Genomic DNA, 18770 nt, shown 5'->3' with positions numbered 1-18770 from the left:
TGCTGCGCTGACCAATGCTGCTCTGACCCGCTGCGCCGAGCCTGGTCAGCCGTCCTGGCCGCCGTCGCGGCGTCGCAGGTAGCGCTCGAACTCCTTCGCGATGGCGTCGCCGCTCGCCTCGGGCAGCTCGGTGGTGTCCTGAGCGGTCTCCAGGCTGGAGACGTACTCGCCGATCTCCTCGTCCCCTTCGGCCAGCTCGTCGACGCCACGCTCCCAGGCGCGGCCCTCATCCTCGAGCTCCCCGTGGTCGATCGCCGACTCCAGCAGGTCCTCCAGCGCCCCGAGCAGCGCGTCGGCGGCCTTCGGGCAGGCGGCGTGCCCGACGTAGTGAGGGACCGCGGCCCAGCAGGAGACCGAGGTCAGGCCCTGCTGGCGGGCGGCGTCGGCGAGCACCCCGACGATCCCGGTCGGCCCCTCGTAGCGCCCCTTCTCCAGGTCCAGCCGGTGGGCCGTCTCCTCGTCGTCGCTGGTGGTGGTCACCGGGACCGGCCGGGTGTGCGCGACGTCCGCGAGCAGCGCCCCGAGGGTGACCACGGTGGTGACGCCGAGCTCGTCGGCCAGGGTCATCAGCTCGCCGGTGAAGGCGCGCCAGCGGAAGGAGGGCTCGACCCCGCTGACGATGACGACGTCGCGCCCCAGCGACTCGGGGGAGGCGAGCAGCACCCGGGTGGTGCGCCACTGGATGCGGCGGGTGCCGCCGTCGGCGACCGCGCGCGGCCGGTTGACCTGGAAGTCGTAGTAGTCCTCGGGGTCGATCGCCGCGATCGGCTCGGCCTCCCACAGCTCGCTGAGGTGCTCCACGGCGGTGGTGGCGGCCTCGCCGGCGTCGTTCCAGCCCTCGAAGGCGAGGATCATCACCGGATCCTGCAGCTCGGGGACGTCTGCGATCTCGATCACCGGTGCGCTCCCTCCTTCGTGCCTGTCGCGCCCGGGGCGGGCGCCGTCGCTGGCCCCACCCTAAGCCGCGTAGCGTGGCCTCACGTGAGCGCCGCACCGGACCTGCCCGCCGCCGTCCTGTGGGACATGGACGGCACCCTCGTTGATACCGAGCCGTACTGGATGCAGGCCGAGCGCGAGCTGGTCGAGGAGCACGGCGGCACCTGGCCGGACGAGCTCGCCGTCCAGCTCGTGGGGCAGCCGCTGCTGGTCTCGGCCGACATCATCCGCCGCCGCAGCCCGGTGGATCTCGCGCCGGAGGAGATCGTCCGGCGGCTGGAGTCGCGGGTGGTCGCGCAGATCGCCGAGAGCGTGCCCTGGCGACCGGGGGCCCGCGAGCTGCTCGCCGCGTGCCGGGAGGCCGGGGTGCGCTGCGCGTTGGTGACGATGTCCTGGACGTCGTTGGCCTCGGCGGTGGTGGCCGCAACCCCGGAGGGGTCCTTCGCGCTGCAGGTGACCGGCGACCGGGTGGCCCGGGGCAAGCCCGACCCGGAGGCCTACCTCACGGCCGCGTCCGAGCTCGGGGTGGCGCCGGGGGAGTGCGTGGCGCTCGAGGACTCGCCGGCCGGCGTCGGCGCCGCGGTCGCCGCCGGGGTGCCGACGCTGGCGATCCCGCACGTCGTGCCGGTGCCGCAGGTGCCCGGGGCGCGGCAGATCGCCACGCTGGAGGGGCTGGGTGTCGCCGACCTGCGGGGTCTGGCGGCCGCGACCGGCTCAGCCGGCTGAGCGCACCGTCTCTCCGGCGAGCGCCGGAGGGTCGTCGACCGCGACTGTCACGTCTGGGACGCCGACCGTGGGCGTCCCGGTGGGGACCGCGGGTACCTCGGGGACCGGCATCGTCGGCGGCGTGCCGCCGAAGGCGGGGCACAGCGGCTTGAAGTCGCACCACGCGCACAGCCGCGAGGGTCGCGGACGGAAGTCGCCGGTGGCGCTGGCCTGCTCGATCGCCGTCCAGATGGCGCGGACCGTGCGCTCCAGTCCGCGCAGGTCGTGCTCGTCCGGCTGGTAGCGCACCACCTGGCGGTCGGCGAGGTAGACCAGCTGCAGCAGGTCCGGCACCCGACCGGTGGTGCGCCACAGCACCAGCGCGTAGAACTTCATCTGGAAGAGGGCCTGGCTCTCGAAGCGCTCCGAGGGCGAGCGGCCGGTCTTGTAGTCGACCACCCGCACCTCGCCAGTCGGGGCGACGTCGAGGCGGTCGACGATGCCCCGCAGGAGCAGCCCGTCGACATCGGCCTCGACCCGCAGCTCACGCTCGGCGGGCTCCAGACGGGTGGGGTCCTCCAGCTCGAACCATCGGCCGACAAGGCGGGACGCCTCGGCGTACCAGGACTCCTCGTCCCGCTCCGGGTCGGCGGCGAGCATCTCGGCGAGCTCGGGTCGCTCCTGCACCATGGCCGCCCAGCGGCCCGGCACGAGGGCCTGCGCGGCCTCCGGGGTGCGCTCCGGTGCCGGCAGCTCGAAGAGCTCCTCGAGCACGGCGTGCACGAGCGTCCCGCGGGCGGCGGCGGGCGAGGGGGGCTCGTCCAGCCCGTCGATCGCCCGGAAGCGGTACTTCAGCGGGCACTGCTTGAAGTCGGCCGCGCGGCTGGGGGAGAGCGCGCCGGTCATGGAGCCAGCCTAGGCATCGTCACCGACGGCGCGAACGGCATCGCCCTGCGTCCCGTGGTGTGCCCCGTTACCTTCTTCGTGCCCTCGATGATGGGGGTGTTGGTCGCTGGGTCCGGCATGACTGACCGCCCCTGTCTCGTCGATGATCCGGGGGGTGTTGTCACCGGGCCTGGTGGCGTCGGTCTGACCGCTGATAGGGACACGACCCCCGAACGGGTGGTCTCTTCGTAACGTGGCTGCCGGCTGCTGACGCCTGACCGCGGCCAGCATGATCACTGTCCGCGTGGGGCAAGGAGGCCCGTCATGGAAGAGCCATCAGCAGATCATGGGTACGCGGTGTTCCTCGGGTTGGACGTGGGCAAGGGCGAGCACCACGCCACCGCTCTCGACCCTGACGGGCGACGGGTGCACGACAAGCCGTTGCCGCAGGACGAGCACGCCCTGGGGGGCCTGTTCGAGCAGCTGAGCGAGCACGGGCCCGTGCTCGTCGTGGTCGACCAGCCCGCCTCGATCGGCGCACTGCCGGTCACGGTCGCGCGCGATGTGGGCGTGGACGTGGCCTACCTTCCCGGGCTGGCCATGCGCAGGATCGCTGACCTGCACCCGGGCAACGCCAAGACCGATGCCCGCGACGCGTACGTGATCGCCGAGGCGGCACGGTCGATGCCGCACGCCCTGCGGCGGGTCGACACCGGCGACGAAGCCCTAGCCGACCTGGAAGTCATCGTCGGATTCGACGACGACCTGGCCGCCGAGGTCACCCGGGTGACCAACCGCATCCACGGGCTGCTCACCCAGATCCACCCCGCCCTCGAACGGGCTATCGGCGGCAAGTTGCACCACAAGGCGATCCTGGAACTGCTCCGCCGCTTCGGTGGACCGACCGGCCTACGTCAAGCAGGCAAACGCCGGATCGCTGCAGCGGTCCGGGCGCGGGCTCCACGCAGCCACCACGCGATCGTCGAAGCGATCATGTCCGCGCTGGACGAGCAGAGCGTGACCGTGCCCGGCACCCGGGCCACCGAGCTGGTCCTGCCCCAACTGGCCGACCAGCTGACCTCGCTGCTGGCTCAACGCGAGCAGGCCGCCACGCAGGTCGAGGGGATGCTCGATGCGCACCCTCTTGCCGCGGTCCTGACCTCGATGCCCGGCATCGGGGTCAGGACCGGAGCGCGGATCCTCCTCGAGGTCGGCGACGGGTCGAGCTTCCCCACGCCGGGCCACCTGGCCGCCTACGCCGGACTGGCTCCAGTCACCCGCAGATCAGGCTCCTCCATCCGCGGCGAGCACCCCTCCCGAGCCGGCAACAAGAACCTCAAACGCGCCATGTTCCTCGCCGCGTTCGCCGCACTGTCCGACCCGACCTCACGCGCCTACTACGACCGCAAAAGAGCCCAAGGCAAGAAGCACAACGCCGCGCTGATCTGCCTGGCCAGACGACGCTGCGACGTCATCTACGCCATGCTCCGCGACGGCACCCCCTACCAGCCCCGCCCCGCCACCGCCGCTTGACGAAACCCATAGGGACACCCCCCTTCGCCGGGCGGGGAGGCGACGGCTCGACCGCGCCGGCCCCCCTTCGCCTCTGCGCCTGACCCGCAACCCCCTGAGGGGCTGCGGGATCTGCCGAGGACCTCTCGCTCGCCGGACAAGCCTTCCCGCGCAACCGAGCGATTATCGGGTTACCCGATAAAGGCACGGTCACCGGAGAAGGCTTCCCCCGGGAGCGAGCGATTATCGGGTAACCCGATAAAGGCTCTGGGGGCGAAGGTGGGTCAGGCGTCGGGGGTGTAGCCGAGGTTGGGGGCCAGCCAGCGCTCCGCCTCGGCAAGGGTCCAGTCCTTGCGCTTGGCGTAGTCCTCGACCTGGTCGCGCCCGAGCCGCCCGACGACGAAGTACTGGCTCTGCGGGTGCCCGAAGTACCACCCGGAGACCGAGGCGCCGGGCCACATGGCCATCGACTCGGTCAGCTCGATGCCGATGTCGTCGACGTCGAGCAGGTCCCAGATCTTCTCCTTCTCGGTGTGCTCCGGGCAGGCCGGGTAGCCCGGCGCGGGCCGGATCCCCTGGTACTGCTCCTTGATGAGGCCCTTGTTGTCCAGGGACTCGTCGGGGGAGTAGCCCCAGAACTCGGTACGCACCCGCTCGTGCAGCCGCTCGGCGAAGGCCTCGGCGAAGCGGTCGGCCAGCGCCTCCAGCAGGATCGCGTTGTAGTCGTCGTGGTCGGCCTTGAACTCTGCGATCTTGTCCTGCCCGCCGAGCCCGCCGGTGACCGCGAAGGCGCCCACGTAGTCGGCGATCCCGCTCTCCTTCGGCGCGACGTAGTCGGCCAGCGACCGGTTCGGCACGCCCTCACGGTGCTGACCCTGCTGGCGCAGCATGGACAGCGTCTGCAGCACCTGGTCGCGCGACTCGTCGGTGTAGATCTCGATGTCGTCACCGATGCTGTTCGCCGGGAAGAGCCCGAGCACGCCGTTCGCGGTCAGCCACTTCTCCGCGATGATCTTCTCCAGCATCTCCTGCGCGTCGTCGTAGAGCTTGCGCGCCGCCTCCCCGGTGCTGGGGTTGTTGAGGATGTCCGGGAAGGAGCCCTTCATCTCCCAGGCGTTGAAGAACGGCTGCCAGTCGAAGTACGGGACCAGCTCGGCCAGGTCGTAGTCGCGCAGCTCGGTGCGCAGCGGGCTGACGCCCTCCAGGTGGGCCGTCGACTCCGGCGCCTCCCAGTCGACCGGGGTGCGCCGCTCGTAGGCGTCCTCGTAGGAGATCAGCGGACGATCCCCGGACTTCGCGGCGTGCCGCTCGCGCAGCCCCGCGTACTCCCCGTCGAGGGTCTCCAGGAAGCCCGGGCGCGCGGTGTCCGAGAGCAGCTGGGAGACCACCGGGACCGAGCGCGAGGCGTCCTTGACCCAGACCACGGGACCGTCGTACTTCTCGTCGACCTTCACCGCGGTGTGCGCCTTGGAGGTGGTCGCACCACCGAGCAGCAGCGGCTGGGTGAAGCCCTGACGCTGCATCTCCGAGGCCACCGTGACCATCTCGTCCAGGGACGGGGTGATCAGACCGGACAGGCCGATGATGTCGGCCCCACGTGCGGTGGCCTCCTCGAGGATCTGCTGCACCGGCACCATGACACCGAGGTCGACGACGTCGTAGTTGTTGCACTGCAGCACGACGCCGACGATGTTCTTGCCGATGTCGTGCACGTCGCCCTTGACCGTGGCCATGACGACCAGGCCCTTGGAGCGGGACGCCTCCTCGGGGGACTTCTCCGCCTCGATGTAGGGGATGAGGTGGGCCACGGCCTTCTTCATCACCCGGGCGGACTTGACCACCTGCGGCAGGAACATCTTGCCCGAGCCGAAGAGGTCGCCGACGACGTCCATGCCGTCCATCAGCGGGCCCTCGATGACCTCCAGCGGCCGACCGCCGGCCTGCTCGATCTCCTGGCGCAGCGCCTCGGTGTCGTCGACGACGTGCTCGTCGATGCCCTTGACCAGGGCGTGCGTGATCCGCTCGCGCAGCGGCAGGTCGCGCCACTCCTCGGTGGCGGCCTCCGCCTGCTCCCCGGTGCCGCGGTGCTCCTCGGCGATCTCCAGCAGCCGCTCGGTGGAGTCCTCGCGGCGGTTGAGGATGACGTCCTCGATCCGCTCGCGCAGCTCGGGGTCGACGCTGTCGTAGGGCACCAGGGCGCCGGCGTTGACGATGCCCATGTCCATCCCGGCCTGCCCGGCGTGGTAGAGGAAGACCGCGTGGATCGCCTCGCGCACCGGGTTGTTGCCGCGGAAGGAGAAGGAGACGTTGGACACCCCGCCGGAGATCAGGGCCCCGGGAAGGTTCTCCTTGATCCAGCGGGTGGCCTCGATGAAGTCGGTGCCGTAGGCGGCGTGCTCCTCGATGCCGGTGGCGACCGCGAAGATGTTCGGGTCGAAGATGATGTCCTCGGGCGGCATCCCGACGTCCTCGGTGAGGATCCGGTAGGCCCGCGCGGTGATCTCCTTGCGGCGCTCCAGGTTGTCGGCCTGGCCCTGCTCGTCGAAGCCCATGACGACCACCGCGGCGCCGTAGCGGCGGCACAGCCGGGCCTGCTCGACGAAGGGCTCGACACCCTCCTTCATCGAGATGGAGTTGACGATGCAGCGCCCCTGGGCGCGCTGCAGCCCGGCCTCGATGACCTCCCACTTGCTGGAGTCGATCATCAGCGGCACCCGGGAGATGTCCGGCTCGGAGGAGACGAGGTTGACGAAGGTGGACATCGCCTCGACGCCGTCGAGCATGCCCTCGTCCATGTTGATGTCGATGACCTGGGCGCCGTTCTCCACCTGCTGGCGGGCCACCGCCAGCGCGGTCGGGTAGTCCCCGGCCTCGATGAGCTTGCGGAAGCGGGCCGAGCCGGTGACGTTGGTGCGCTCACCGACGTTGACGAAGAGGGAGTCCTCGGTGATGTTGAAGGGCTCCAGGCCGGACAGCCGCAGCGCCGGCTCCGGTGTCGCCGGCACCCGCGGGGTGGCGGCGGCCGCCCCCTTCGCGATCTCGGCGATGTGCTCCGGGGTGGTGCCGCAGCAGCCGCCGAGGATGTTCACCAGGCCGGCCTCGGCGAACTCGCCGACCACCTCGCCCATGGTCTCGGGCGACTGGTCGTACTCGCCGAAGGCGTTCGGCAGCCCCGCGTTCGGGTAGGACGAGACGAAGGTGTCGGCCACCCGGCCCAGCTCGGCCAGGTACGGGCGCATCTCGTCGGCACCGAGCGCGCAGTTCAGCCCGATCGCCAACGGCTGCACGTGCCGCACCGAGTTCCAGAAGGCCTCCGTGGTCTGGCCGGTCAGGGTGCGCCCGGAGGCGTCGGTGATCGTCCCGGAGATGATCACCGGCCACCGGCGGCCGTGCTCGGCGAAGAGGGTCTCCAGCGCGAAGATCGCCGCCTTGGCGTTGAGCGTGTCGAAGATCGTCTCGGCGAGCAGCACGTCCGAGCCACCCTCGACCAGGCCGCGGGCGGCCTCGAGGTAGGCGTCGACCAGCTCGGTGAAGGTGATGTTGCGCTTGCCGGGGTCGTTGACGTCCGGGGAGATCGACGCGGTCCGGTTCGTCGGGCCCAGGGTGCCGACGACGAAGCGGGGCTTGTCCGGGGTGGCCTCGGTCGCCTCGTCCGCGGCCCGGCGGGCGAGCCTGGCGGCCTCGAGGTTCAGCTCGTAGGCGAGCTCCTCCATGCCGTAGTCGGCCATCGAGATGCGCTGGGCGTTGAAGGTGTTGGTCTCGACCAGGTCGGCGCCGGCGTCGAGGTAGGCCCGGTGGATGTCGGTGATGATCTCCGGCTGGGTGAGCACGAGCAGGTCGTTGTTGCCCTGCACGTCCTGGCCCCAGTCGGAGAAGCGCTCGCCGCGGTAGTCCGCCTCGGACAACCCGTGCTGCTGGATCATCGTGCCCATCGCGCCGTCGAGCACGAGGACGCGCTCACGCAGGAGCTCGGTCAGCCGGTCGGTGGCATCGGGGCGCAGATCAGTCACAGATGTCCTCAACGTCGCATGGGGTGTCCGTCTTCCACAGCGATTATCACCCATCGCCCCCCGCAGCCTAGGGTCGCCGCATGGCCGAGCCCCCGCAGACGCCCCGCTCGGGCATCCGGCTGGCCACGATCGCCTCGGTCCCGGTCTATCTCGGCTGGTCCTGGCTGCTGCTCGCCGGCCTCGTCGTGCTGCTCGTCGGGCAGACCCTCGCCGAGGACCTCGGCGCCGCCGGCTACCTGCTCGGGGGCGCCTACGCGGTGGGCCTGCTGGTCTGCGTGCTCGCCCACGAGGGGGCCCACGCCGTCGCCGCCCGGGCGCACGGGCACCGGGTGCTGAGGGTGGTGGCCGACCTGTGGGGCGGGCACACCGCCTTCGACGCCACCCGCGGCACCCCGCGCTCCGGGGCGATCATCGCGCTCGCCGGTCCAGGGGCCAACCTGCTGCTGGCCGCCCTCGGCGGGCTGGTCGGGCAGGTGGTGGGCCCGGTGGGCATCCCGGGGGCGATGATCGGCGCCTTCACCCTGGTCAACCTGCTGCTCGGGGTCTTCAACCTGCTGCCCGGGCTGCCCCTGGACGGCGGCCAGCTCGTCGAGTCCCTCGTGTGGGGGGTCACCGGCGACCAGGGGCTCGGCCGGATCGTCGCCGGCTGGTCGGGTCGGGTGCTCGTCGGGCTCGTGGTCGTCGTGGCCCTGGTCGTCACCTACGTCGGCGGTGCCAGCGCCGTCACCCTCATCTGGACGGCCATGATCGGGGCGTTCCTGTGGTCCGGGGCCTCCGGCGCGATCGCCGCCGGGCAGGCGATGCGGGCGCTGGCGACGGTGGACGTGGGCGCGCTGCTCGAGCCGGCCGTGGCGATCGGCGCGGACGAGCCCGTCGCGCGGCTGCTGCAGGCCCGGGCGCTGCCGGTCGTCGTCGACGCCGCGGGGCTCCCGGTCGGGCTCATCGACCACGACGCCGTCCGGGCGGTGCCGGCGGACCGGGTGGAGACGACGGCGGTGGCCGCCGTGACCAGCCAGCTCCCGTCCGGCTGGTCGACCGAGGTGGGCGGGCCGACGCCGACGCTGGACCTGGTCCGCGCCTTCCAGACCTCCGGCAGCGGCGTCGTCGCGGTGACCGACGCTGGCCGGCTGCGCGGCGTGGTCCGCGCTGAGCGGCTGAATGCGGCGCTGCGCGGCCGCTGAGCACCCCTAGACTCCGCCACCATGACCGCCACCGGATCCCGCTACCGCCGCGGCCCCTTCCGTGAGGGGGACCGGGTGCAGCTGACCGACCCCAAGGGCCGGATGCACACCATCACCCTCGCCCCGGGCAAGCAGTTCCACACGCACAAGGGGCACGTGCGCCACGACGAGCTCATCGGCGCTCCGGACGGCTCGACGGTGACCAACACCGCCGGCGTGCAGTACCTCGCGCTGCGGCCGCTGCTCTCGGACTACGTCATGTCCATGCCGCGCGGGGCCGCGGTGATCTACCCCAAGGACGCCGGCCAGATCATCACCATGGCCGACGTCTTCCCCGGCGCCGTCGTCGTCGAGGCCGGGGTGGGCTCCGGGGCGCTGTCGATGTCGCTGCTGCGCGCCGTGGGGGAGACCGGGCGGGTGCACTCCTTCGAGCGCCGGGCCGACTTCGCCGAGATCGCGGTGGCCAACGCCCGCGCCTTCTTCGGCGAGGACCACCCGGCCTGGACCGTGCAGGTCGGCGACCTCGTCGAGGCGCTGCCGCACGAGGCGGAGCCCGGCAGCGTCGACCGGGTGGTGCTGGACATGCTCGCCCCCTGGGACTGCCTCGACGTGGTGTCGCAGGCGCTGGCCCCCGGCGGGGTGCTCATCTGCTACGTCGCCACCGCGACCCAGCTGAGCAAGGTGGCCGAGGCGATGCGCGACCACGGCACCTTCACCGAGCCCGAGGCCTGGGAGTCGATGGTCCGCGGCTGGCACCTCGAGGGGCTGGCGGTGCGCCCGCAGCACCGGATGCACGGGCACACCGGCTTCCTCATCAGCACCCGCCGGCTCGCCCCCGGGGTGACCCCGCCGCTGCGCAAGCGGCGGCCCGGGCGCGGCTACGCGCCCCAGGAGGACGAGAGCGGCAGCGGTACCGGGGAGCACGCCGGCAGCAGCGGGGACGACGCCGGATCGAACGGGTCCGACGACGGCGGGACGGCCGAGCAGGAGTGGACCCCGGAGGCGCTCGGCGAGCGGGTCGCCTCGCCGAAGAAGATGCGCAAGCTCGTCCGCGGTGTGGTCCCGCCGACCGAGCGCTGAACCCACCTGGGATGATGGAGGCCGTCGGCCCGGCGCCCAGCCGCCGCCGGCACCGCTCGTGGAGGAGGACGTGAGATGACCGACGAGACCACGCCCGACCAGCGCGCGCTCGAGCAGCAGCTGGCCGCGGAGCGCTCGAAGACGGCCACGGTCAGCTCGCAGAACGAGCGGCTGGTGCGCACCCTCAAGGAGGCCCGCGAGCAGATCGTCACGCTGCGCGCCGAGATCGACCGGATCGCCGAGCCGCCGTCGGCCTACGCGATCCTCGTCGAGCCGCACGAGGACCGCACCGTCGACATCCTCACCAACGGCCGCAAGATGCGGGTCGCGGTCAGCCCGGCGGTCGAGGACGCGGACCTGGTCACCGGCCGCGAGGTGCTGCTCAACGAGGCGATGAACGTCGTCTCGGTGCACGGTCACGAGGTCGGCGGCGAGGTCGTCCTCGTCAAGGAGCTGCTCGACGACGGCCGGCTGCTGGTGCTCATGCGCCAGGACGAGGAGCGGGTCTGTCGGATGGCGGCCCGGCTCGCCGAGGAGGGGGTCCGGGTCGGCGACGCCGTGCTGCTGGAGTCGCGCAGCAACATCGCCGTCGAGCACATCCCGCGGGCCGAGGTCGCCGACCTCGTCCTCGAGGAGGTGCCCGACCTCGCCTACGACGACATCGGCGGGCTGAGCGGTCAGATCGAAGCCATCCGCGACTCGGTCGAGCTGCCCTACCTGCACGCCGACCTCTACGAGCGTCACCAGCTCAAGGCACCGAAGGGGGTCCTGCTCTACGGTCCGCCCGGCTGCGGCAAGACGATGATCGCCAAGGCGGTCGCCGCCTCGCTGGCCCGGAAGGTGGCCGAGCGCGAGGCCAAGGACAGCTCCACCGCCTACTTCCTCAACATCAAGGGCCCGGAGCTGCTCAACAAGTACGTCGGCGAGACCGAGCGGCACATCCGGCTGATCTTCCACCGGGCCCGGGAGAAGAGCAGCGACGGCACCCCGGTGGTCGTCTTCTTCGACGAGATGGACAGCCTCTTCCGCACCCGCGGGTCGGGGGTGTCCTCGGACGTCGAGACGACGATCGTGCCGCAGCTGCTCGCCGAGATCGACGGCGTCGAGGGTCTGGACAACGTCATCGTCATCGGGGCCACCAACCGCGAGGACATGATCGACCCGGCGATCCTGCGCCCGGGCCGGCTCGACGTGAAGATCAAGATCGAGCGCCCGGACGCCGAAGGCGCCAAGGACATCTTCGGCAAGTACCTCACCCCCGGGCTGCCGCTGCACGCCGACGATCTCGGCGAGCACGGCGACGACCGCGAGGCCACCGTGCAGGGGATGATCGAGGCCACCGTGGCCCGGATGTACGCCGAGTCCGACGAGAACCAGTTCCTCGAGGTCACCTACGCCGGCGGCGACAAGGAGATCCTCTACTTCAAGGACTTCAACTCCGGCGCGATGATCCAGAACATCGTCGACCGCGCCAAGAAGGCGGCGATCAAGGACCTGCTGACCACCGGGCAGGAGGGGCTGCGGGTGGAGCACCTCATGTCCAGCTGCGTGGCCGAGTTCAAGGAGAACGAGGACCTGCCGAACACGACCAACCCCGACGACTGGGCGAAGATCTCCGGCAAGAAGGGCGAGCGGATCGTCTACGTGCGCACCCTCGTCGGCGGCAAGCAGGGCGGCGCCGAGCCGGGCCGCAGCATCGACACCGGGTCCCGGACCGGCCAGTACCTCTGAGCAGGCTCCGGGCGGGCAGGGAAGAGCCCGTGGGCTCCGGCCTGGTGGCCGGGTGCCGCACGGGACGAGGGTGCGGCCCCCACGGGCTCCGGTGACTGCCGAGGATTCGCCGGTGGCCCGGCGACGGCAGCACGTCCGTCTGCTACGGGCGACTAGCGGGCAGTCACCTCACGCGTCCGAAAGCCATTCATTCCTCGGACCACCTCCTTTCCCGTGTGCCGCCACGCTACGACGGTCAGGGCACGGCCGCCAAGGGGTTTTTCAGGTGTCGCTCTCGTCGGCGGGCGCCTCGCTCGTCCGTCGCGGGTCGTCCAGCTGCTCGGCGACGAACCGCTCCCGGTGCTCCGGGGGGACCACGCCCCGCCCCTTCGTCGTGCTGGCGGGGGAGCCGAGCTCGTCCAGCCCGAGCGGGTCGCCGACGGGGGTGTGCTGCACCTCGGGCCGCTCCCGCGGCGGCCGGGCCGCCCGCTCCCGCCCCGCCGCGCGTCGGTCGAGGATCTCGGTGACCACCCGCCAGCCGATCAGCCCGGCGGCCAGCACGAGGGTGGCCACGACGACGAACGGCCAGGCCGTGCCCTGCCCGGTCCAGTCGCGCAGCGCCATCCCGGCGAGCACCGTGGAGGGCCACACGCTGAGCCCGTGCCACAGCCGGGTGGGGTAGGTGCCGCTGGTGCTCGCGACGAGCACCCAGCCGATCACCAGCCCGGCGAGGAAGGGCCAGGCGGTCTGCCACCACCCGTCGAGGGTCAGCGCCTCGTCGTGCGAGCGGCGTCCGGCGAGGGCGAAGGCGGAGACCACGCCGGCGTCGAGCACTGCGGCCAGCGCGGTCCTCGGACCGGGGGAGGCGAGGCGCTCGTCGCCACGCGCCGGGGTGGGGCGACGGGTCATCGGGAGAAGAGCGACGGCTGCGGCGGGCCGTGGGTCGGGTCCACCCCGTCGAAGAGGGAGGAGACCGACTCGCCGGCGTGGATCCGGGCGATCGCCTCGGCGAAGAGCCCGGCGACCGATCCCACGGTCAGCTCGGGCCAGTCCTGCGGCGGCGGCACCGTGTCGGTGGTGACGACCTCGGTGATCATCGGGTGCTCGCGCAGCCGTTCGACGGCCGGGCCGGTGAAGAGGCCGTGGGTGCAGGCGACCGCGGCCTCGCTGACGCCGAGCTCGCCGAGCTTGGTGAGCAGCTCGACGATCGAGCCGCCGGTGGCGATCTCGTCGTCGAGGATGATCGCCCGGCGGCCGGAGACGTCGCCGACGATCGAGTCGACGACCACCTTGTCGTCGGCCTTGCGCTGCTTGCTCCCGGCGGCGACCGGCAGCCCGAGCAGCCGGGAGAACTGGGTGGCGTCCTTGGCGTTGCCGAGGTCGGGGGAGACGACGATGGCGTCGCTGAGGTCCTGCCCGCGGAAGTGGTCGGCCAGCACCCCGAGCGCGGTGAGGTGGTCGACCGGGACCGAGAAGAAGCCGTGCACCTGCGGGGCGTGCAGGGTCATCGTCAGCACTCGGTGAGCCCCGGCGGAGGCGAGCATGTCGGCGACCAGCCGGCCGCCGAGGGAGATCCGGGAGGCGTCCTTCTTGTCCGATCGGGCGTAGGCGAAGTGCGGGATGACCGCGGTGATCTGGGCGGCCGAGGCCCCGCGGGCGGCGTCGATCATCAGCAGCAGCTCCATGAGCGACTCCTGGGTCGGCGGCACCAGGGGCTGGACGATGTAGACGTCGCGCTGACGGCAGTTGTCCAGCAGCTGCGCCTGCAGGCAGTCGTTGCTGAAGCGGGTGGTCCGCGAGGGGGAGAGCGGCACGCCCAGCGCGGCGCAGATCCGCTCGGCCAGCGCGGGGTGCGCGGCCCCCGAGAAGACGACGATCTCGCGCACGCCTGGTCCACCCTTCGGCATCGGTCGCTCACCAGGACATCGGTGCCCGGCGAACCTGTCCCGACCCTACCCACCCTGCGCATTTGCCCGGGCAGTTGCCAAGAGGTTGCGCATCTGCCCGGGCAGTTGCGCAGGAGGTTGCGAATTGCCCGGGCAGTTGCGCGGGAGGTTGCAATTTGCCCGGGCAGTTGCGGACGAGGGGGCGAATTTGCCCGGGCAGTTGCGCAGGAGGGCAGGTCAGGGGGCCAGGTGGCGGCGGATCTCCCCGGCGAGCTCGGACTCGGCCTGCTTGCCGGCCGGGCAGGCGCCGGGGAAGGAGGCGAAGCCGTGCGGCAGCCCGACGTACTCGGTGGCCCGGACGGGCACTCCGGCGGCCTGCAGCGCCGCGGCGTACCGGGTGCCGTCGTCCCGGATCGGGTCCTTCTCGGCGACCTGCACCAGCGCCGGAGCCACCCCCTCGAGGTCGCCGAAGAGCGGGGAGCTCAGCGGGTCACGCAGCTGGTCCTCGGTGGGCGCGTCCCCGAGGTAGTGGGCCCGGAAGGCGTGCACCGCTGCCTCGGTGAGGATCGGGGCGTGCGCGTTCTCCCGGATCGAGGGCGAGGCCAGGGTCATGTCGGTCGCCGGGTAGATCAGCGCCTGGTGGCGCACCGCCGGCTCCCCGCCCGGCCCGCGCAGGTCGCGCAGCTGCTGGGCGAGCACCGCGCTGAGGTTCCCGCCGGCGCTGTCCCCGGCGAGGCCGACCTGGTCCGGGTCGTAGGCGGGGACGCCGTCAGCGACGACCGTGGCGCGGTCCTGCACGAGCGCGGTGACCACGTCGAGGCAGTCGAGCACCGCCTGCGGCGAGCGGTGCTCCGGCGCCAGCCGGTAGTCGACGCTGACCACCACGGCGGGCACCGCGGCGGCCAGCCGGGAGCACAGCGGGTCGTACATGAAGGTCGATCCCCACACCCAGCCGCCGCCGTGCAGGTAGACCAGCAGCGGCAGCGGCCGGTCCGAGGCGGGGGCGTAGCAGCGCACCGGAACCCGGTGCCCGTCACGGGCACGGACGTGCGCGTCGCTGATCCGCACCCCGCGGCCGGTCGGTCCGGTGATCCAGCTGAAGGGCGGCCAGGCCGGATAGACCTGCTCCCGGCTCGCGCGGATGTCCTCGAGGCTGGCCTCCTCGATCGGGGTGCGGCCCATCGCGTCCAGGTAGCGGGTGAGCAACCCGGTGCGCACCGGCAGTCCCTGGTAGCTGCGGCGGCTCATCGGTCCTCCCCGTGCAGGTGGTGGGCCACCTCGGCGGCCAGCTCCTCCAGCGCAGGGTATCCGGCGGAGGTCAGCCCGGGAAGGTTGACGAAGCCGTGCGGCGCCCCACGGTAGCAGGTCAGCCGCACCTCCACCCCGGCCGCGCGCAGAGCCTGGGCGTAGGCCTCGCCGTCCGGGCGCAGCGGGTCGTTCTCCGCGGTCTGGACCAGCGTCGGCGGCAGCCCGTCGAGCCGGCCGTGCGCCGGGGAGACCAGCGGGTCGCGCTCGTCCTGGCCGTCGCCGAGGTAGGCGCCGCGGAAGACCCTCATCAGGGCCGGGGTGAGCACCGGGAAGTGCCGGTCGAGCTCCTCCACCTCCCGGTCGGTGAGGTCGGGGGAGGGGTAGACCAGCGCCTGGTGCCGCAGCCCGGCGCAGCCTTCGTCGCGCAGGTGCTGGGCGACGACGGTGGCCAGGTTGCCGCCGGCCGAGTCCCCGGTCACCCCGAGCCGGTCGGCCCGCGCCCCGAGCTCGCCGGCGTGCTCGACGAGCCAGCCGGTGACGTCGATGGCGTCGTGGGCGGCGGTCGGGGCCACGTGCTCCGGCGCCATCCGGTAGTCGACGCTGGCGACGAGCACGTCGGCGCGGGCCGCGACCTGCGTGCAGAAGGGGGTGAAGACCTCCACGCTGCCGATGGCGAAGCCGCCGCCGTGTAGGTGCACCAGCAGCGGGTGCGGCCCCGGCGTCGCCGGGCGGTGCAGCACGACCCGGACCTGCTCGCAGCCGCGCACCGGCACGGCGATGGTCTCCAGGGTGACCCCTGGCGCCATCGGCCCGGTGACCCAGGAGGCCGGCGGCCCGGTGCGCACCGCCCGCCGGGCCTGGGCCAGCGCGCGCGGCTCGAGAACCCCGGCCGGGTCGCGCGAGCTGCGCAGCAGCCGGTCCAGGGCACGGGTGCGCATCGGCATCCACGGGGCGCTCATGGGTGCCATCCAACCATCGCCCTATCGTGGCCCCATGGGTGTGCGGCGTGTCATGGGCACGGAGACCGAGTACGGCATCGCGGTGCCCGACGAGCCGTCGGCGAACCCGATGGAGGCCTCCGGCCGGGTGGTCACCACCTACGCCCTGGCGCACGGGCACCGGGCCACGCACGGCGCGTGGGACTACAGCGACGAGCACCCGCTGCTGGACGCCCGCGGCTTCGAGCTGCCGCGCAGCCGCGCCGACATCTCCCAGCTGACCGACGAGGAGGACCCGACGCTGGCCAACGTCGTCCTCGGCAACGGCGCCCGCCTCTACGTCGACCACGCCCACCCGGAGTACTCGACCCCGGAGGTGACCAGCCCGCGGAACGCCGTCGTCCACGACCGGGCCGGGGTGCTCGTGATGCGCGAGGTGGTCGCCCGGCTGGCCGAGCGGCCGCCGGGCATCAACCTCTACAAGAACAACACCGACGGCAAGGGCGCCTCCTACGGCAGCCACGAGAACTACCTCATGGACCGGGAGACCCCCTTCGCCCGGATCGTCCGCCAGCTCACCCCGTTCTTCGTCGCCCGCCAGGTGCTCTGCGGCGCCGGGCGGGTCGGGATCGGGCCGGACAGCGAGCACGACGGGTACCAGATCGCCTCCCGCAGCGACTTCTTCGAGGCCGAGGTGGGTCTGGAGACGACCTTCAAGCGGCCGATCATCAACACCCGTGACGAGCCGCACGCCGACCCCGAGCGGCACCGGCGGCTGCACGTCATCCTCGGCGACGCCACCCAGGCCGACGTGGCCGGGCTGCTCAAGGTCGGCACCACCTCGCTCGTCCTCGGCCTCATCGAGGCCGGCGCGATCGACCGTGACCTGGAGGTGCTGCACCCGGTCACGGCCCTGAAGCAGATCTCGCACGACCCGACCTGCCAGGTCGCGGTGCGGCTGCGCGACGGCCGCGAGCTCACCGCGGTGCAGATCCTCACGGAGTACCTCGAGATGGCCCGCCGGTTCGTCGACCGGGAGGGCAGCGACGCCGCGACCGAGGAGGTGCTCGGTCACTGGGAGCGGGTGCTCGGGCTGCTGGCCAGCGACCCGATGGACGCGGCCGCCGACGTCGACTGGGTCGCCAAGCTGGCTCTGCTGCAGCGCTACCGGGACCGGGACGGGCTCGGCTGGGGCGACCCTCGGCTGCGTGCCATCGACATCCAGTGGAGCGACGTGCGCGCCGACAAGGGGCTCTTCCACCGGCTCGAGGCGGCGGGGCGGATCACCCGGCTCACCGACGACGCCGAGGTCGCCGCGGCGGTGACCACGCCGCCGGAGGACACCCGGGCCTGGCTGCGCGGGCGCACCGTGACGACGCACCCGGAGCAGGTGATCTCCGCCTCCTGGGACAGCCTCGTGCTGCGCCGGCCCGGGGCCGGCGGGGTGGCCCGGATCGGCATGCTCGACCCGCTGCGGCACGGCCGGGCCGACACCGAGGCGCTCATCGGCGGGGACGTCGAGAGCCTCGTCGCCGGCCTGGCCCGGCTGCCGGCGACGCGCGGCCCGGGCACCGGCCCCGCCGACCCGCACAGCGCATAGGCTCGGGGGAGAGCGAGGAAGGGAGGGCGAGATGCCCCAGGAACAGGTCCGCCCGGAGCGGCGCGACGGCGGCGACGAGGGCAGCGGCGACGAGAGCTTCGGCCAGGTCGGCGCGAGCAACCAGGCTCGCGACGCCGACGTCGACTCGGTCCTCGACGAGATCGACGGCGTCCTGGAGTCCAACGCCGAGGAGTTCGTCAAGGGGTTCGTCCAGAAGGGCGGCCAGTGACCGCGAGCCCCGGGCAGGGGCGGCTGCCGGCCGCGTACCTCACCGCGGGGTCCTCCTCCTTCACCGAGTTCGTCGGTGCCCAGGCGCCCGAGCTGCTGCCCGGACGCCGGGCCCTGCCCAGCACCCCGATGGTCGAGGCCCCGCACGGCACGACGATCGTCGCGCTGCGGGACGGGACCGGGGTGCTCGTCGCCGGTGACCGGCGCGCCACCATGGGCCACGTCATCGCCAACCGGGACATGGAGAAGGTCTTCGCCACCGACGAGTTCTCGCTCGTCGGGATCGCCGGCACCGCCGGCGTGGCCATCGAGATGGTCAAGCTCTTCCAGGTCGAGCTGGAGCACTACGAGAAGATCGAGGGCGTGCTGATGTCCCTCGAGGGCAAGGCCAACCGGCTCTCGGCGATGATCCGCGGCAACCTCGGGCTGGCCATGCAGGGCCTGACCGTGGTCCCGCTCTTCGCCGGCTACGACCTGGCCCGCGGGACCGGCCGGATCTTCTCCTACGACCTCACCGGCGGCATGTACGAGGAGCGCGAGCACCACAGCATCGGCTCCGGGTCGCACTTCGCCCGCGGCGCCGTCAAGAAGCTGTGGCGGCCCGGTCTGGACCCGCAGGAGAGCCTGCGGGTGGCCGTCGAGGCCCTCTACGACGCCGCCGACGACGACTCCGCCACCGGCGGGCCGGACGTGCAGCGGCGGCTGTGGCCCACCGTCGCCCGGGTGGACGCCGAGGGCGCCCGGTTCGTGCCGGAGGCCGAGGTGGAGCAGGTGGTCACCGACGTCGTCGCCGCCCGCGCCGGCAACCCGGGAGGTGCCCGGTGACCGCCACCCCCTTCTACGTCTCGCCC

15 protein-coding genes are annotated in these 18770 nt (G+C 72.5%); 8 read left to right on the top strand and 7 right to left on the bottom strand.

What is annotated here, in order from left to right; translation table 11 throughout:
• Positions 1-45: 45 nt before the first annotated feature.
• Positions 46-897: a PAC2 family protein gene (locus BJY28_RS13050; protein WP_179463384.1), complete on the bottom strand. Its 852-nt coding sequence runs from the start codon at positions 895-897 to the stop codon at positions 46-48.
• An 84-nt stretch (positions 898-981) separates the two neighbouring features.
• On the opposite strand from BJY28_RS13050, the gene BJY28_RS13045 reads away from it, so the two are divergent.
• Positions 982-1662: an HAD family hydrolase gene (locus BJY28_RS13045; RefSeq protein ID WP_343037111.1), complete on the top strand. Its 681-nt coding sequence runs from the start codon at positions 982-984 to the stop codon at positions 1660-1662.
• On the opposite strand, the gene BJY28_RS13040 is transcribed toward BJY28_RS13045, so the two are convergent.
• Positions 1651-2547, bottom strand: coding sequence for a RecB family exonuclease (locus tag BJY28_RS13040; RefSeq protein WP_179463383.1), 897 nt, complete (start codon positions 2545-2547; stop codon positions 1651-1653). The two genes, BJY28_RS13045 and BJY28_RS13040, sit on opposite strands and share 12 nt — an antisense overlap.
• Positions 2548-2850: 303 nt before the next feature.
• Here BJY28_RS13040 and BJY28_RS13035 point away from each other — a divergent pair, with 303 nt between their 5' ends.
• Positions 2851-4059: an IS110 family RNA-guided transposase gene (locus BJY28_RS13035; RefSeq protein ID WP_179461960.1), complete on the top strand. Its 1209-nt coding sequence runs from the start codon at positions 2851-2853 to the stop codon at positions 4057-4059.
• A 263-nt stretch (positions 4060-4322) separates the two neighbouring features.
• On the opposite strand, the gene metH is transcribed toward BJY28_RS13035, so the two are convergent.
• Positions 4323-8102, bottom strand: a complete 3780-nt coding sequence (metH, locus tag BJY28_RS13030) for a methionine synthase (protein ID WP_179463382.1) — start codon at positions 8100-8102, stop codon at positions 4323-4325.
• Between the two features lie 26 nt (positions 8103-8128).
• Between metH and BJY28_RS13025 the strand changes: the two genes are divergently transcribed.
• From BJY28_RS13025 to arc, 3 genes are all read left to right on the top strand, one after another.
• Positions 8129-9229, top strand: a complete 1101-nt coding sequence (locus tag BJY28_RS13025) for a site-2 protease family protein (RefSeq protein WP_179463381.1) — start codon at positions 8129-8131, stop codon at positions 9227-9229.
• A 21-nt stretch (positions 9230-9250) separates the two neighbouring features.
• A complete protein-coding gene (locus BJY28_RS13020) occupies positions 9251-10309 on the top strand; it encodes a tRNA (adenine-N1)-methyltransferase (protein ID WP_179463380.1) in 1059 nt (352 codons plus the stop codon).
• A gap of 75 nt (positions 10310-10384) precedes the next feature.
• Complete coding sequence (gene arc / locus BJY28_RS13015; RefSeq protein ID WP_179463379.1) at positions 10385-12040, top strand: proteasome ATPase; 1656 nt, start codon at positions 10385-10387, stop codon at positions 12038-12040.
• A gap of 261 nt (positions 12041-12301) precedes the next feature.
• Here the strand turns inward: arc and BJY28_RS13010 are convergent, their stop codons facing one another.
• The 4 genes from BJY28_RS13010 to BJY28_RS12995 all read right to left on the bottom strand — a co-directional run bounded on the left by BJY28_RS13010 (position 12302) and on the right by BJY28_RS12995 (position 16112).
• A complete protein-coding gene (locus BJY28_RS13010; protein WP_179463378.1) occupies positions 12302-12928 on the bottom strand; it encodes a DUF3054 domain-containing protein in 627 nt (208 codons plus the stop codon).
• Positions 12925-13905: a ribose-phosphate diphosphokinase gene (locus BJY28_RS13005; protein WP_179463377.1), complete on the bottom strand. Its 981-nt coding sequence runs from the start codon at positions 13903-13905 to the stop codon at positions 12925-12927. Before BJY28_RS13005 ends, BJY28_RS13010 begins: the two co-directional genes overlap by 4 nt.
• Positions 13906-14142: 237 nt before the next feature.
• Positions 14143-15153, bottom strand: coding sequence for an alpha/beta hydrolase (locus BJY28_RS13000; protein ID WP_179463376.1), 1011 nt, complete (start codon positions 15151-15153; stop codon positions 14143-14145).
• Positions 15150-16112: an alpha/beta hydrolase gene (locus BJY28_RS12995; protein ID WP_179463375.1), complete on the bottom strand. Its 963-nt coding sequence runs from the start codon at positions 16110-16112 to the stop codon at positions 15150-15152. Before BJY28_RS12995 ends, BJY28_RS13000 begins: the two co-directional genes overlap by 4 nt.
• A 34-nt stretch (positions 16113-16146) precedes the next feature.
• On the opposite strand from BJY28_RS12995, the gene dop reads away from it, so the two are divergent.
• From dop to prcB, 3 genes are read left to right on the top strand one after another with little or no spacing between them, the layout of a single operon-like run.
• Positions 16147-17691 (top strand): depupylase/deamidase Dop, encoded by a 1545-nt coding sequence (gene dop / locus BJY28_RS12990; RefSeq protein ID WP_218875354.1) that lies wholly within the window; start codon positions 16147-16149, stop codon positions 17689-17691.
• A gap of 31 nt (positions 17692-17722) precedes the next feature.
• Complete coding sequence (locus BJY28_RS12985; RefSeq protein WP_179463374.1) at positions 17723-17920, top strand: ubiquitin-like protein Pup; 198 nt, start codon at positions 17723-17725, stop codon at positions 17918-17920.
• On the top strand, positions 17917-18744 hold the full coding sequence (prcB, locus tag BJY28_RS12980) for a proteasome subunit beta (protein WP_179463373.1): 828 nt from the start codon (positions 17917-17919) through the stop codon (positions 18742-18744). Before BJY28_RS12985 ends, prcB begins: the two co-directional genes overlap by 4 nt.
• The last annotated feature ends 26 nt before the right edge of the window (positions 18745-18770 follow it).

It is taken from the genome of Janibacter alkaliphilus (assembly GCF_013408565.1).
In the GTDB taxonomy this organism is placed as follows: Bacteria; Actinomycetota; Actinomycetes; order Actinomycetales; family Dermatophilaceae; genus Janibacter; species Janibacter alkaliphilus.
This window is presented reverse-complemented; position numbering and strand designations above follow the sequence as displayed.

Bases quoted from the DNA above. Each gene is read 5' to 3' on its own strand.
- metH (WP_179463382.1), bottom strand. From the start codon at position 8,102: ATGGGTGATAATCGCTGTGGAAGACGGACACCCCATGCGACGTTGAGG.
- BJY28_RS13040 (WP_179463383.1), bottom strand. From the start codon at position 2,547: ATGACCGGCGCGCTCTCCCCCAGCCGCGCGGCCGACTTCAAGCAGTGC.
- BJY28_RS13000 (WP_179463376.1), bottom strand. From the start codon at position 15,153: ATGAGCCGCCGCAGCTACCAGGGACTGCCGGTGCGCACCGGGTTGCTC.
- dop (WP_218875354.1), top strand. From the start codon at position 16,147: ATGGGTGTGCGGCGTGTCATGGGCACGGAGACCGAGTACGGCATCGCG.
- BJY28_RS13010 (WP_179463378.1), bottom strand. From the start codon at position 12,928: ATGACCCGTCGCCCCACCCCGGCGCGTGGCGACGAGCGCCTCGCCTCC.
- BJY28_RS12985 (WP_179463374.1), top strand. From the start codon at position 17,723: ATGCCCCAGGAACAGGTCCGCCCGGAGCGGCGCGACGGCGGCGACGAG.
- BJY28_RS13020 (WP_179463380.1), top strand. From the start codon at position 9,251: ATGACCGCCACCGGATCCCGCTACCGCCGCGGCCCCTTCCGTGAGGGG.
- BJY28_RS12995 (WP_179463375.1), bottom strand. From the start codon at position 16,112: ATGAGCGCCCCGTGGATGCCGATGCGCACCCGTGCCCTGGACCGGCTG.
- arc (WP_179463379.1), top strand. From the start codon at position 10,385: ATGACCGACGAGACCACGCCCGACCAGCGCGCGCTCGAGCAGCAGCTG.
- BJY28_RS13035 (WP_179461960.1), top strand. From the start codon at position 2,851: ATGGAAGAGCCATCAGCAGATCATGGGTACGCGGTGTTCCTCGGGTTG.
- BJY28_RS13025 (WP_179463381.1), top strand. From the start codon at position 8,129: ATGGCCGAGCCCCCGCAGACGCCCCGCTCGGGCATCCGGCTGGCCACG.